The 14,063-nt window shown below is 45.2% G+C and carries 13 protein-coding genes, 1 tRNA gene and 1 pseudogene; 9 read left to right on the top strand and 6 right to left on the bottom strand.

Going from position 1 to position 14,063, the window contains the following annotated elements:
- From AC0J2X_RS19500 to AC0J2X_RS19480, 5 genes and pseudogenes are all read left to right on the top strand, one after another.
- Positions 1-77, top strand: a tRNA-Arg gene (locus AC0J2X_RS19500).
- Between the two features lie 141 nt (positions 78-218).
- Positions 219-652 (top strand): annotated as a pseudogene (locus AC0J2X_RS19495) (acyl-CoA thioesterase).
- Between the two features lie 542 nt (positions 653-1,194).
- A complete protein-coding gene (locus tag AC0J2X_RS19490; protein WP_014975922.1) occupies positions 1,195-1,482 on the top strand; it encodes an OadG family protein in 288 nt (95 codons plus the stop codon).
- Positions 1,483-1,501: 19 nt separating this feature from the next.
- Positions 1,502-3,322, top strand: coding sequence for a sodium-extruding oxaloacetate decarboxylase subunit alpha (gene oadA / locus AC0J2X_RS19485; protein WP_069943922.1), 1,821 nt, complete (start codon positions 1,502-1,504; stop codon positions 3,320-3,322).
- Between the two features lie 3 nt (positions 3,323-3,325).
- Entirely contained in the window at positions 3,326-4,456 is a 1,131-nt protein-coding gene (locus AC0J2X_RS19480) for a sodium ion-translocating decarboxylase subunit beta (RefSeq protein WP_069943923.1), read from the top strand.
- Positions 4,457-4,627: 171 nt separating this feature from the next.
- Here the strand turns inward: AC0J2X_RS19480 and AC0J2X_RS19475 are convergent, their stop codons facing one another.
- The 6 genes from AC0J2X_RS19475 to pspF are packed head-to-tail and all read right to left on the bottom strand — an operon-like array spanning position 4,628 to position 11,224.
- Positions 4,628-5,434, bottom strand: coding sequence for an ATP-binding cassette domain-containing protein (locus AC0J2X_RS19475; protein WP_014948676.1), 807 nt, complete (start codon positions 5,432-5,434; stop codon positions 4,628-4,630).
- On the bottom strand, positions 5,434-6,429 hold the full coding sequence (locus AC0J2X_RS19470; protein ID WP_014978627.1) for a peptide ABC transporter ATP-binding protein: 996 nt from the start codon (positions 6,427-6,429) through the stop codon (positions 5,434-5,436). Before AC0J2X_RS19470 ends, AC0J2X_RS19475 begins: the two co-directional genes overlap by 1 nt.
- A gap of 1 nt (position 6,430) precedes the next feature.
- Positions 6,431-7,324 (bottom strand): ABC transporter permease subunit, encoded by an 894-nt coding sequence (locus AC0J2X_RS19465; protein ID WP_044583731.1) that lies wholly within the window; start codon positions 7,322-7,324, stop codon positions 6,431-6,433.
- Positions 7,311-8,279, bottom strand: coding sequence for an ABC transporter permease (locus AC0J2X_RS19460; protein ID WP_080752378.1), 969 nt, complete (start codon positions 8,277-8,279; stop codon positions 7,311-7,313). Before AC0J2X_RS19460 ends, AC0J2X_RS19465 begins: the two co-directional genes overlap by 14 nt.
- A 59-nt stretch (positions 8,280-8,338) precedes the next feature.
- Positions 8,339-10,099 (bottom strand): ABC transporter substrate-binding protein, encoded by a 1,761-nt coding sequence (locus AC0J2X_RS19455; RefSeq protein WP_069943924.1) that lies wholly within the window; start codon positions 10,097-10,099, stop codon positions 8,339-8,341.
- Between the two features lie 3 nt (positions 10,100-10,102).
- Positions 10,103-11,224, bottom strand: coding sequence for a phage shock protein operon transcriptional activator (gene pspF, locus AC0J2X_RS19450; RefSeq protein ID WP_069943925.1), 1,122 nt, complete (start codon positions 11,222-11,224; stop codon positions 10,103-10,105).
- A gap of 222 nt (positions 11,225-11,446) precedes the next feature.
- Here pspF and pspA point away from each other — a divergent pair, with 222 nt between their 5' ends.
- The 4 genes from pspA (at position 11,447) to phhA (ending at position 13,892) form a co-directional block, all read left to right on the top strand.
- Complete coding sequence (pspA, locus tag AC0J2X_RS19445; RefSeq protein WP_014948682.1) at positions 11,447-12,130, top strand: phage shock protein PspA; 684 nt, start codon at positions 11,447-11,449, stop codon at positions 12,128-12,130.
- Positions 12,131-12,205: 75 nt separating this feature from the next.
- Positions 12,206-12,445, top strand: coding sequence for an envelope stress response membrane protein PspB (gene pspB, locus AC0J2X_RS19440; protein ID WP_014948683.1), 240 nt, complete (start codon positions 12,206-12,208; stop codon positions 12,443-12,445).
- Entirely contained in the window at positions 12,442-12,888 is a 447-nt protein-coding gene (pspC, locus tag AC0J2X_RS19435; RefSeq protein WP_014948684.1) for an envelope stress response membrane protein PspC, read from the top strand. The genes pspB and pspC overlap by 4 nt, the downstream gene beginning before the upstream one ends.
- A 203-nt stretch (positions 12,889-13,091) precedes the next feature.
- The gene (gene phhA / locus AC0J2X_RS19430) at positions 13,092-13,892 is read left to right on the top strand and encodes a phenylalanine 4-monooxygenase (RefSeq protein ID WP_014975928.1); all 801 of its coding nucleotides are present in this window, start codon (positions 13,092-13,094) and stop codon (positions 13,890-13,892) included.
- Positions 13,893-14,063: the final 171 nt, after the last annotated feature.

Raw genomic sequence — 14,063 nt, 5'->3', positions numbered from 1 at the left:
GCGTGTGTAGCTCAGCTGGATAGAGTACCTGGCTACGAACCAGGCGGTCGGAGGTTCGAATCCTTCCACACGCGCCATATTGAAAAACCCACCTTTTTAGGTGGGTTTTTTCATTTCTACTCCTTTTATTTTTGTTCTCTCCACTTTCGTCTAAGCGCGCTGTTCAAAATTCAAGCTAAACTTAATGTGTCTAACAGCAGTAAAGCGCGAGGTACGCTATGGCACATCCATCTACTACTTTTCGATTTTTAGCAGAACCTACCGACGTAAACTTTGGCGGTAACGTTCACGGTGGCATGCTCTCTATAACAGCTTAATGAAATGGATTGACCAAGCAGCCTATGCCTGTGCCGCGCAGTGGTCCAAATGTTACTGCGTCACGGTGTCTGCCAATGGCATACGTTTCATAAAACCTATAAAAGTAGGCCAGCTAGTTGAGATAACCGCATCGTTGGTACACACTGGTGCGTCAAGTATGCATATCTATGTTGTGGTTAAATCGGGCGACGCCACGGAAAACACTACGTCTGTCGCAAATCGCTGTTTTATAACTTTTATGGCGGTGGACTGTGAGGGAAACCCAGTAAATGTGCCTGCTTACGTACCCGAGGATGAACGACATATGCAGCTAGATTTATACCAGTCCGCATAGATAATCACCCACTCAGCGAGAGTTAAAATGTTCGTAATCGCGGCGTGTTACCGTAGGTATAGTGGTTCTACATCAAGGTGACACAACAAAGAGTACGGACATTTTAAACTCGCCCTTTGGGAAGGTCTGGCAAGCTTCCTAGCTGCATTCTGGGAATTTGAAAGGGAACAGCCATTCCTGCATTCCCACGCTTTGCTAGGAAACTTGCCAGCGCCTTCTGAGTGGGCGATTATCTATGCGGATTGGTATTGTTGGCGATGCATGCGAAAGATTTCGCTAAACAGCTAGACAGTGACTTTACGGAAAATATAGGCTTTCATTAAGGCGTGAGTATAAATGAACGTAAACGTAGATTGCTGGCATCGGCAACGCTTATGCTAATTCCTAAAATATACTTTTGTTGCAAATTTATTAAAGAATAATGCATTAAGTTTCATTTTGGCGGGGTTTACTCATTTTAAAGTGGTTTTTTATGCTGCTTTGTTGTGTTTTGAAAAACCACGTGATACTTATTCAGGTACAAAATAACAACAGGATTGAATATGGATTCGGGATCCGTCGCTAGCCTGCTCTTTGAAGCAGGTTCTCTTATGCTTATAGGAATGGTATTTGTTTTCTCATTCTTAGGACTTCTTATTGTGGGTATTCATCTCATTGCCCGATTTTGTGAAGCCTTTCCCGGTGAAACAGCAGAGCCTACAGCTCATTTAAAAGGGCCTTCAGCTAATTTGAGTCGAAACAATCAAGCGGTACAACCAGGAATAGACGGAAACGTTATCGCAGCTATTTCTGCCGCAATTCATACCCATCGCCAAAATTCTAAAAAATAAAGCCTAATCAGGAGTTACCATGTCTAAGCCTCTGGCCCTTACCGAGCTGGTTCTGCGTGATGCCCACCAATCCCTTCTTGCTACGCGCATGCGTATTGAAGATATGCTTCCCATAGCGGAAAAACTAGATAAAGCTGGCTTTTGGTCAGTTGAATCTTGGGGTGGTGCTACATTTGATGCCTGTATTCGTTATTTAGGGGAAGACCCTTGGGAGCGCATCAGAAAGCTAAAAGCAGCCATGCCTAACACGAAACAGCAAATGCTGTTGCGTGGTCAAAACCTATTGGGTTACCGCCATTATGCTGACGATGTTGTCACTCGCTTTGTAGAGCGTGCTCACGAAAGTGGCGTAGATGTATTTAGAATTTTTGATGCCATGAATGACATTAGGAATTTGAAAACCGCAATAAAAGCGACCATAGACAGTGGCGCTCACGCGCAAGGAACAATTTCTTATACGGTAAGTCCTGTGCACAATCTTAAGCTTTGGCTCGAAATGGCGAAACAGCTTGAAGACCTAGGGGTTCATTCTATCTGCGTAAAAGATATGGCTGGGCTTTTAAAACCGTACGAGTGCGAGGCATTGATTACCGGATTAAAAGAAACGGTTGATGTACCTATTGCCATGCAGTGCCATGCCACAACAGGGTTGAGTACGGCGACGTATCAAAAAGCTATCGATGCCGGTATTGATATGCTGGACACGGCTATTTCTTCAATGAGCATGACTTATGGTCATAGCGCAACTGAGACCATGGTTTCTATCGTAGAAGGTACTGAGCGCGATACGGGCATTTCATTGCCTGAGCTTGAAGACATTGCCAGTTACTTCAGAGAGGTAAGAAAGAAATACAGCAAGTTCGAAGGCAGTCTCAAAGGGGTAGATGCACGTATTCTTTTGGCTCAAGTACCGGGCGGAATGCTAACCAACATGGAAAGTCAGCTTAAAGAGCAGGGCGCTGAAGATAAATTCGAAGAAGTGTTAAAAGAAATTCCACGGGTACGGGAAGATCTTGGGTTCATTCCTCTTGTTACGCCAACCTCACAAATCGTGGGCACGCAGTCAGTGCTTAACGTACTCACCGGCGAGCGTTACAAAAGCATTACAAAAGAAACCGCAGGCGTTCTCAAAGGTGAATATGGCGCTACCGCAGCACCAGTAAACAAGGAGTTGCAGGCGCGTGTGCTTGATGGCGCAGAGCCCGTGACATGTCGCCCTGCTGACAATATTGCACCAGAGCTGGATACACTGAGTAAAGAGCTTGATGAACTGGCTGAGAAAAAGCAACTATCGCTGTCAGACGATAAAATTAATGATGTTTTGACTTATGCCTTATTCCCGCAGATAGGTCTAAAGTTTATCGAAAACCGCGGCAACCCTGATGCGTTTGAACCTGCACCTAGCGCGCAAGAGTCGCAAAGCTCGAGTGCGCCTAAGCCTGCTGAAGCCAAGTCTAGCTCACAAGGGGCTACCGCGAGTGAAACTTACGACGTAAACGTAGATGGAAGAGTGTATCGCGTAGAAGTGGCACCTTCAGGTACGCTGACGAGCGTTACACCTGCTAGTGGCTCTCAGACGCAAGCACAGCCTCAAACCAATAGCGCTGCGCCATCAGACTCTACCGCTTCTCAGTCTATTGATGCACCGCTTGCAGGTAACGTCTTCAAAGTCTTGGTGAGAAACGGCGACAGCGTGTCAGAAGGCGATGTGGTGATGATCCTTGAAGCCATGAAAATGGAGACAGAGATCCGCTCCGCATACACCGGTACGGTCAACGACATTACCGTTAGTGAAGGCGATGCCGTAACCAGTGGTCAACCGTTAATCTTATTGGGGTAGTACATGGATAAGTTAATGGTACTTTGGGATAGTACCGCGCTTGCGCACTTTGAAGCCGGCCAGCTTATAATGATGGCAGTGGGTTTCGGCTTGTTGTACTTGGCCATTGTTAAAAAGTTTGAGCCATTGCTTTTACTGCCCATTGGTTTTGGTGCATTGCTTACTAACATCCCTATTGCTGGTTTTTCAGAAGCGGGTGGGTTGCTGCACTACATATACAAAATCGGCATAGATACAGGGGTATTTCCTCTGCTCATCTTTATGGGCGTAGGCGCAATGACTGATTTCAGTGCACTTATTGCTAACCCTAAAATGTTGTTACTTGGCGCAGCTGCGCAGTTCGGTATTTTTGCTACCTTGTTTGGCGCGATAGCGTTAAACCTTATACCTGGCTTTGAGTTTACGTTAAAAGACGCGAGCGCCATTGCTATCATAGGTGGCGCGGATGGGCCGACGGCTATTTTCCTTGCCTCACGGCTTGCACCTGATTTGCTTGGTGCGATTGCAGTCGCTGCATACTCTTATATGGCGTTGGTGCCTATTATCCAGCCACCTATCATGAAAGCGCTGACCACAAAAGAAGAGCGCGAGATAAAAATGGGTCAACTACGACCTGTGTCAAAGCGAGAGAAGATTATTTTCCCGCTTGCTGTGCTGTTTATGACTATCTTGTTTTTACCAGCCGCAACGCCGCTTGTCGGCATGTTCTGCTTCGGTAACTTAATGAAAGAGTGTGGCGTGGTAGACAGATTGAGCAAAACAGCCCAAAACGAGCTCATCAATACGGTCACTATTTTCCTTGGTTTAGCAGTAGGATCAAAGTTATCAGCTGAAGCATTCCTTACGGTCGAGACTTTAGGTATTTTGGGGCTTGGGGCTATCGCGTTTGGTATAGGCACTGCCGCGGGCGTACTCATGGCCAAGCTAATGAGTAAGCTGTCGGGTGGCAATATAAATCCACTGATTGGCGCAGCTGGCGTCTCTGCTGTACCAATGGCAGCCAGAGTGGTGAACAAAGTTGGGCTAGAAGCAAACCCTCATAACTTCTTACTTATGCATGCAATGGGGCCTAACGTGGCTGGCGTGCTAGGTAGTGCGGTTGCCGCAGGTATTCTGTTGGCTCTGGTTGGCTAGAAAGCACGAATGCATTGCTGTACAAGGGGCAGTTTATCTGCCCCTTTGTTATTGCATGGCGTTTGTTCAAAAAAAGGCTTTCTAGGGTTTTCTTTTTGTGACGAGTCGAGCGTGCCAGTTCGGTACGTAAGTGCGTTTCTCAAAGAAAATACCACCCAAACGATAAGCGCTTTATTCTCGGATTGTGTTTTGTGGCACCAGAGATTGGTATGCGGTAACGAGTTTCTTAGTGCGCGTATGCTGGGGCCACCTAAAGATAGTTTCGGTCTTGCCTTCTTCTACAATTTCACCGCCTTCCATCACAATAATCCTGTCTGCAATGTGTCGTACAATACCCAAGTTGTGACTAATAAAGATAAACGCCAAGCCAAGTTCCTGCTGAAGCTTCAATATAAGATTCACCGTTTGCGAACGAATGGAAGGGTCTAACGCTGCAAAGGGTTCATCAGCCACTAACACTTTGGGCTTTAACACAATGGCTCTGGCTAGCGCTACGCGCTGCTGCTGTCCATCAGAAAGCATATGTCGATAAAAGTAATAGTGTTCGCGCAAGAGGCCTACCTTCACCAACATATCTTCTATAATTGGTTTGCGTTCTGCTTCGCTTAGGCCTGTATTCAAACGCAATGGCTCATCCAAAATTTTTCCCACAGGAACCGATGGATTCATCGACTCGGAGCTATGCTGCAAGATCATACGAATGTCATGGGTACGTTTTTGCTGGCTATCTTTAGACTGGTATTTGGCTAAATATTTGTGTGTGTTAATTTCAATTTCACCTGCATCAGCAGGCAGTGCACCTACCAAGAGCTTAGCCAACAGGGATTTACCTGAGCGGTTTTCACCAATAATTGCAATGGTTTCACCGCGCTTTACGCTTAAGTTCACTGGGCCAAGTTGAAATACTTCAGGGCGTTTTAGCCAACGTTTCCTTTCGTTATGAATAAACGTGAGATCTTTAACCTGCATGATATCCATTACAGCTTCTCCATATGTAGAGGGAAGTGACAGCTGTAATTGTGATCGTGAATTTTACGCACGGCTGGCGTTTGTACACAGGCGCGCTGTGCACGAGGGCAGCGTGGACCTAATCGGCAACCAATAGGCAAATGCTGTAGTGTGGGAATAGAGCCACCAAGCGTGGGTAGCAGCGATTTCGGTGGCAGATCTTTTCTGAAGCTTGGCGCGCTGTCTAGTAATGCTTTTGTGTAAGGGTGCAGAGGGCGCTTCTTAATGTGCTTCATTCTACCTGATTCTACAGTCTGTCCTGCATACAACACCGTCATAGAGTGAGACATACTTGCAATTGCCAGTAGGTCGTGACTAACAAACAAGATCGAGAGCGAGCGGGTCTGATTCAAACGCGTGAAGAGCTTCAGAATTTGTGTTTTTGTTGTAGGCTCCATTCCCCGAGTTGGGTCATCGGCGATGAGCAATTTAGGCTGTGAAACCAAGGCCATCGCAATCATGAATTTTTGACCTATGTCAGCCGGTATTTGATGAGGAAAAGCGCTTAAATAATGCTTGTGGTGCTTTATTCCTACTTTGTGAACGGTGCTTATTGCGATCTTTTTGCGGTGTTGTGCTCGTTGCCAGAACCAGCTCCCTTCAACAAATTCATCGGGAATGCTCTCTTCCAACTGCTCTCCAAGCGTTGCCGATGGGTCTAAACTTGCCTGTGGGTTTTGGAACACGACCGCTATTTCTCGACGCATAACCTCACGACGCTGCTGCACAGACATACTCAGCAGGTTTTCACCATTCCAACTCATGCGGTCAGCCGTTAAATTCCATTGGCTAGGAAGGGCTCCGCAAATGGCGGACACGATCAAGCTTTTGCCTGAGCCTGACTCTCCTACCAGTGCGCGAATTTCCCCGCTGCTAACCGACAGGTTAACCTTGTCCAACGCTTTAATTGCGCCATCGCTGCTCTGCATTTCCAAGGTGAGGTTTTTAATATCAAGCATTGGCATATTAATGACTCACTCTTTTTCTAAGTGCTGAACGCAAACCGTCACCCACAATATTGATAGATAGCACCATGAAGAATATCGCCATGCCGGGGACGGCAACGTTCCACGGTGCTAGATAAGCAACATCTAGCCCATCAGCTAGAATAACACCAAGTTCAGGAAGCGGTGACTGTGCGCCTAAATTCAGAAAGCCGAGTGCAGATATGTCGATAACTGCAATAGAAAGTGCAAGCGTGCCCTGTACAACCAGCATTTCGGTCATGTTGGGTAGTATAGAATGAGCAAAAAGTTGCCATCTACTGGCACCGTCCAATTTAGACGCCACTATATATTCTTTTTTCATTTCGGCGCGCACAAAACTTCTTGTGTGGTGCACAAACTGTGGAATAAGCGCAAGGGTAATTGCCCACATGCTGTTAACCAGACCAGTACCCAATATTGCAACGATAATAATCGCAATAAGTAGCGTGGGAATGGCCATAAGTGCATCGAGTAAGTGGTTGACGATACTTGAGCGAACACCTCGCAGCATACCAGCAAAGGTCCCAAGGCTAACGCCGACTAACATGGCAAGCACAACAGTAATGAATGCGGAGCCTAGTGTGATGCGACACCCATAAATTATGCGGGTAAAGAGGTCTCGACCCAACGCATCAGTACCGAAAAGGTGCGATATAGAGCCATTAGCTAACCAGCTAGGCGGTATCAACAGTCCGTCGATATTTTGTTCCACGGCATCATAGGGAGTGATGATTGGTGCGAACAGCGCACACACAACAAACAATGCCAGCATAATCAGGCCAAGCATGGCGATGTGGCTCGCTTTAAATGATGCCCAAGTCCGTTGCCACGGCGACGGATGGAATTCTTCGTCGTATAAACTAAACTGTGGCACGTTCGTATTTCTCTCTGCTTGGATCAATCATTCGGTTAAACAAATCAACCAGAATCGTGAGTGTAATTACCACCGTGGATACTGCCATCATACCAATTCTAAGGGCAGGGTAATCTCGTTGATAAATAGCTTGAATCAGCCAATTACCGATCCCCGGCCATGAAAACAAGGTTTCGACAATCATCGCGTTCGTTATTAATGTCGTAATTTGTATCGCCATTAGCGGTAAAATGGGCAGTAACGCGTTACGCAGAATATGACGAAAGAATATCTGCCAACTTGAAAGGCCTCTAGATATTGCTGCAGCGATATAGGGGCGGTGTTTCACGTCTATTACAGAACGTCTTGTTATACGTATCATCGAAGCGGTGGCGATAGCACCAATGGCAAACGTAGGTAATGCTAAGTGCGATAACGCATCTTTGAAGGCTAAGGTCTTGTTTTCTACGTCAGACAATAAAATATCAATGAGAATAAAGCCTGACACGGGTTCGATGTTGTAAAGCAAACTGATACGACCCGACAGCGGTGCAGCGTCTAGCTGCAAACTGAAAACCAATATAAGCAGGAGCGCAAACCAAAAAACAGGAAAAGAATAGGTCGTTATACTTGCACTATTTATTAGGTGATCAGACGTTGAATAGCTGCGAATCCCCGCATAATAACCAAGCGGTATTCCAATGAATAACGCCATCAACATGGCATAGGTTGCCAGTTCTATTGTGGCTGGCATCGCAATACCTACCTCTTCTCTTAACGGCAGGCCTGACGTAAAGCTGTATCCCCAGTCACCAGTGAGCAAATTGCCTACATAATAGAAAAACTGGAAAATATAGGGCTGATCTAGTTTAAATTGCCGCTCCAATGCCGCGCGTTGAATTTCATTTTGCGGCACGAGTCCTGTTAGGTTTTCAAGTGTATCGCCTGGAAAAAGGTAGGCGAGTGAAAACGACATAATCGCTAACACCAAAAGCGTTAATATAAATAAAGTGCAGTATCTTACGAGGATCTGGATCACAGTGCTTTTTTTACTCCACCAAAGCGTACACCGCCAAAGGGATTAATGGTCATTCCTTCTAGTTCATTCCTGTATGCCTGATAGCGATAGGCATGTGCAATGGGAACAAGAGGAAGGCGTTCGTATAATAATCGGTTAACTTGCCGGTATATGGCTGTGCGTTCTTCAATATCATCTGTCTGAAGAGCGTCGTTGAGTAACTTATCATAGTCTTCACTGCACCACATGGCGCGATTTGTACCTGAGGGTATAGCGCCACAGCTCAAAAGCGGACGATAGAAGTTATCTGGGTCTCCATTGTCGGCAGACCAACCAATTAATACCGAGTCGTGCAGGCCTTCCTGAAGATGGCGTCTGAAGGTAGTCCAATCGTAACTGACAATGGTTGCTTCTACGCCTACATCACGCAAATAACGCTGAATGAGCTCGGCCATCTTTGTTGCGTTAGGATTGTAAGAGCGTTCAACGGGCATAGCCCATATCGTCATAGAAAAGCCGGCCTTAACACCGGCGTCAGCTAATAATTTGCGCGCTAGAACTGGATTGTAGGCAGTATCGTCTGCGTCATTTTGAAACGCCCAGCTTGCCGCAGGCAGCAGGGTCTTTGCTCTAGTAGCACTGTCAAAATACACCGCTTCTAGCAATGTGTTCTTATCGATTGCGGCCGCTAGCGCACGTCTTACATCTGGGTTATCAAAAGGAGGGCGTTGAGTGTTAAACGCCCAAAATCCAATGTTTAGTCCTGGTTTTTCCGCTAGCGTCAGATCTTCTTTTGCCCGAATCACTTCAAGTTCAGTCTGTGCAGGAAAAGCGGTAGCGTCACATTCACCGGTCATTAATTTAGCCAGTCTCAGTGAGCTTCTTGGCGTAATGTCGAATATAAGCTGCTCTACAACAGGGCGCGTTTCGTCACCGTTTTGTGCTGTACCATCTTGAACAGTATTTTCGCCACCTTGGCCATTTTCAACTTCTTGGTTGGCACTCTCTACAGTATTGTTATAGCTTAGGGCTTCATCACTCGTAGGCGCATCTTCCATTTGGTCACGCCAATAGTTGTCGTGGCGCAGGAACTTAATGAAATGATCTTTGCGATAGCTATCGAATTTAAAGGGGCCAGTACCTACGGGAAGCTCATCGATTTTGCCCGGCGTGCCGGTCTGTGCCAGCTGGTTAGCATATTCTTCTGATAAGATAACGGCGAAATCGGTTGCTAGATTTGCCAAAAATGAGCTATCCCTGCGCTTAAGTGTAATTTCAACGCGGTAGCCGTTTACGCGCTCTACCGACGCGATATTTTGTGCAAGGCCTATGCTTTCGAAGTAGGGATAGCGCCCACCAGATACGTAGTGGTATGGATGGGAGCGTAGGCGCCATCTGTCTATACTGAAGATAACATCGTCGGCGTTAAAGTTTCGTGTTGGCGTGAAGTAGCGCGTATTGTGAAACCATACATCCTTTCTCAGTTGAAAAGCGTAGGTAAGACCGTCATCACTCACTAACCAGCTACTCGCCAAACTAGGCACGATGCGGCCAGACTCAGGGTCGAAATCAAGCAATCTGTCGTAGAGTTGGTGTGAAGATGCATCTGACGTTGTACTTGATGTATCTAGCTGCGGATTGAAGGTAACTGGATTGCTTTCAGAGCAGTATATAATACCCGTATTGTAAAACGCTTGTTTGTTCTGCTTAGCACAGGATGCAACAAGAAGCGCTGTACATATACATAATGACAAACGCTTTACCAAACCATGGGACATGCTTTACGCCTCGACGCTTTCCGCGGAAGAATCTAGTAAGTTATATTTTTTGAGATAGCCTCGCAGCTGATGATACGTCAGGCTCAATTTTTCAGCAGTCTTCTTCTGATTAAACTGACTGTCAGCGAGTGCCTGTTTTATCATATCTATCTCATGTTGTTGAGAACGTTCTTTCAAATCTATGGGATATTCAACAATTTCTGGCTTTTTCACTGGTGCCAGTGGCGTAATGTCTGCACTTTCAATGCGTTCATTGGTGGCAGCAGCCTCTGAAGAGGATTGAGTAACGGGTGAGTCGGACGTATTCACTCTGTCATTGGTCTTCACTCTACCTTTCGGGCGATAAGCTGACTCAAAGGGGTCAAGAACGATTTCATGTACGGGCAGATGAGGGTTATTTGTTCGATATACTGCACGTTCGACCACGTTCTTAAGTTCACGTATATTGCCTGGCCAATCGTAATCAAGAAGGGTCCGCTTCGCCTTCTCTGTAAAGCCGCTGAATAATTCCATTTCCATTTCACGGGCCATATTAATAGCAAAGTTTTCTGCCAACATCATGATATCTTCCCTACGCTCGCGTAGCGGAGGAATGGTAATTACGTCAAAGGCAAGTCGGTCGAGTAAGTCTGCACGAAATTCACCGGCATCGGCAAGCGCGGGTAAGTCTTCGTTTGTAGCTGCAATAAGGCGTACGTCAGTTTTTACTGACTTGCTTCCGCCAACGCGCTCAAATTCGCCATATTCGACAACGCGCAGTAGCTTCTCCTGAATAAGGCCAGAAGTATTAGCCAGTTCATCAAGAAATAAGGTGCCGTTGTGGGCCACTTCAAAGCGACCTTCGCGGCGTTTTGAGGCACCGGTGAACGCACCTGCTTCATAACCGAATAATTCACTCTCCAATAGGCTTTCACTTAAGGCAGCACAATTAAGCTTAATATAGTTCTGATCCCAGCGCTTAGATAAGAAGTGAAGTCGCGCGGCAATAAGCTCTTTACCTGTGCCTCGCTCACCTATTACCAGCACAGGTTTATCTAGCGGTGCAATTTGTGAAATTTGCTCTAAAACTTCTAGAAAACTATTCGCTTGGCCAAGTAAATTGTCTTGCTGTCGATACCTACTCATTAAATCCCTCAAAAGTTAGTCATTTCGACCAATTAATAGTGTAGAACAAAACATATTGAGAAACGAGTATTATTTGAACTTATAAAAAGTGTATGAAAAATAGCAGGTTAGCTCAGTTATAAAGTTGGCAAGCATATTGAATACAACTAATACCAAGAGTAACCTATTTATCAAGTGTGGTGTTTTTTAAACACTTACCATTTTTAGCAAGAGGTAATTATTATGGGTATCTTCTCGCGTTTTACAGATATTGTGAATTCAAATATTAATGCGCTTTTAGATAAAGCGGAAGATCCTGAGAAAATGGTTAGATTAATCATTCAGGAAATGGAAGACACATTGGTTGAGGTGCGCTCAGCATCAGCAAAGACCTTAGCCAACAAAAAAGAAATTGTTAATCAAATTGCAAAGTATGAAAGCGATGCAAGTGACTGGGAAGCCAAAGCTGAGCTTGCTTTGAGCAAAGACAGAGAAGACTTGGCGCGTGCTGCGCTGCAGGAAAAGAAGAAGTCTGCAGAAGCTGCTGAAGCGTTAAGTAAAGAGCTGGCTATTGTTGATGAGCAAATCAGCAAACTTCAGGATGAAATTGGTCAGCTTCAAGAAAAGCTAGCAGATGCGAAGAGTCGCCAAAAAGCGATTATCATGCGCCAGAAAACTGCAAGCTCTCGTCTTGAAGTGAAAAAGACGCTGGATAGCACTAAAGTAGATAATGCGATGGGACGCTTTGAGCAATATGAGCGTAAAATCGATGACCTTGAGTCGCAGGTTGAAGCTTACGATCTAGGTAAGAAAACGTTACAGGATGAGTTTGCTGAACTAGAGGCCAGTGACAAAGTTGAAGACGAACTTGCTGCGCTTAAAGCGAAAGTAAAAGGTGCAAACACAAGCACCGAAAAATCAGAATAATAAGAATAGGGTGTACCCTCCGGATGTGAAATCGGAAGGAGGGTAATTACATCAGAGTTTGTAGGAGAGATTGAGATGGATGAAGGTACGATTGCAATGTTGGTGATGCCCCTTGTGGTGTTTTCAATATTCGTTGCTCCAATTTGGCTAATATTACACTATCGAAGCAAGAAGCAAGTGAATCAGGGATTGAGTGCAGAAGAGCACGCATCTTTGCAAGACTTAGCCGAGAAAGCCGAGAAAATGAGCGAACGCATTGAAACTCTAGAGGCCATTTTAGACAGCGAGGCACCTGAGTGGAGGAATAGAGCATGAGAAACGGTAAGCAGCTCTATCGCAACCCAGAAAATGCAAGAATTGCAGGCGTGTGCTCGGGTGTAGCTGAATATTTCGGCTTAGAAACTTGGTTAGTAAGGATTTTAGTTGTAACAGGTTTCTTCTTATTAGCCGGACCTTTCATCTTTGTTGCATACATTGCAGCTTGGTTCATTCTCGATAAAAAACCTGTTGGGTTAAAAAATGCGCCAACGCAACCTGTTTTCTCAAAAGGTAAGGGATGGACAAATCCCAACGGTGGTCAGGTAAAAAGCCCAAAAGTGGAAGTGAAAACGAAAGTTTGGCAGGCGGGCGAGCCACCAAAACAAGCGTTTCACGATATTCGTAATCGTTTTGAAAAAGCAGAAGTTCGACTTCGTAAAATGGAAACTTATGTAACGTCTCGCGAATATCAACTCAATAAAGAAATTAGCCGTCTTTAATTAGCGATGGCGCACCAAGCAAACTTGAATGAAGCCGCTCGTAATGAGCGGCTTTTTGTTATATAAAACAATGCGTTTACTTGGTTTTGTAAAATTCCTGTTACAGCAAAATCGAGTCGCTCGTAAGGGCCTACACTTTTCGACGTCGCGAATTTCATTAGACTGATAGACAAGTTTTTCAACTCTTATTGGTTACAGAAGTTATGCCAAAATCAACGCAATACCAGTCGAGACAATCTGACGAGAATGGCATTATCCATTGGTCAGACGAAGAGAATCAAATTTGGTCTGAACTCTATGCGAGACAAATACCGCTGGTGAAAGAAAGAGCGTGCCAAGAATACTTGGACGGGCTTGATTTGTTGAAGTTAAATGAAAAGGAAATCCCTCAGCTACCCGACATCAACAAAGTACTGATGGAGAAAACGGGTTGGCAAACAGCTGAAGTGCCTGCGTTAATTAATTTTGGTGAATTTTTCAGATTACTGGCGAATAAGCAATTTCCTGTTGCCACCTTTATTCGCACCAGAGAGGAATTCGATTATTTGCAGGAGCCGGATATTTTCCATGAAGTTTTCGGGCATTGTCCGCTACTAACCAATCCTGCATTTGCTCATTTTACTCACACTTACGGAAAGTTGGGCCTTGCTGCCAGCAAAGAAGACCGAGTTTATCTTGCTCGTCTTTATTGGTTCACCGTAGAGTTTGGATTGGTGAGAGCCAAAGATGAATTGAAGATATACGGTGGAGGCATTTTATCTTCTCCTGGCGAGACAATATACGCGTTAGACAGCGACACACCTCTGCGTAACCCGCTCACTGCTATTGATGCATTAAGAACACCTTATCGTATCGATATTATGCAGCCTCTTTATTATATCTTACCGGAATTCGACCATCTGTTTGAATTAGCGGAAATGGATATTATGGCACTCGTAGAACAAGCGAAGTCTTTAGGGTTATTTTCCCCACTTTTCCCACCTAAAGAGAAAAAAGCCAGTTAACACTATTGTTAATTAAATGTGTTTTATATAGGATGCCGCTCACTGAAGCGGCATCTTTTTTATTTGGTATGCACGGCCTTTTAATCATGCTCTCTGCGCGTTCTTAAATGTGTGATTCATCGCAAATTTAACCATCTGTAACATTTATCTTGTTATCTTTTTGTAAAAGTA

The organism is Alteromonas sp. R7, assembly GCF_055755235.1.
Note: the sequence above shows the minus strand (reverse complement) of the source record. Positions and strands in the feature narration are given on the sequence as shown.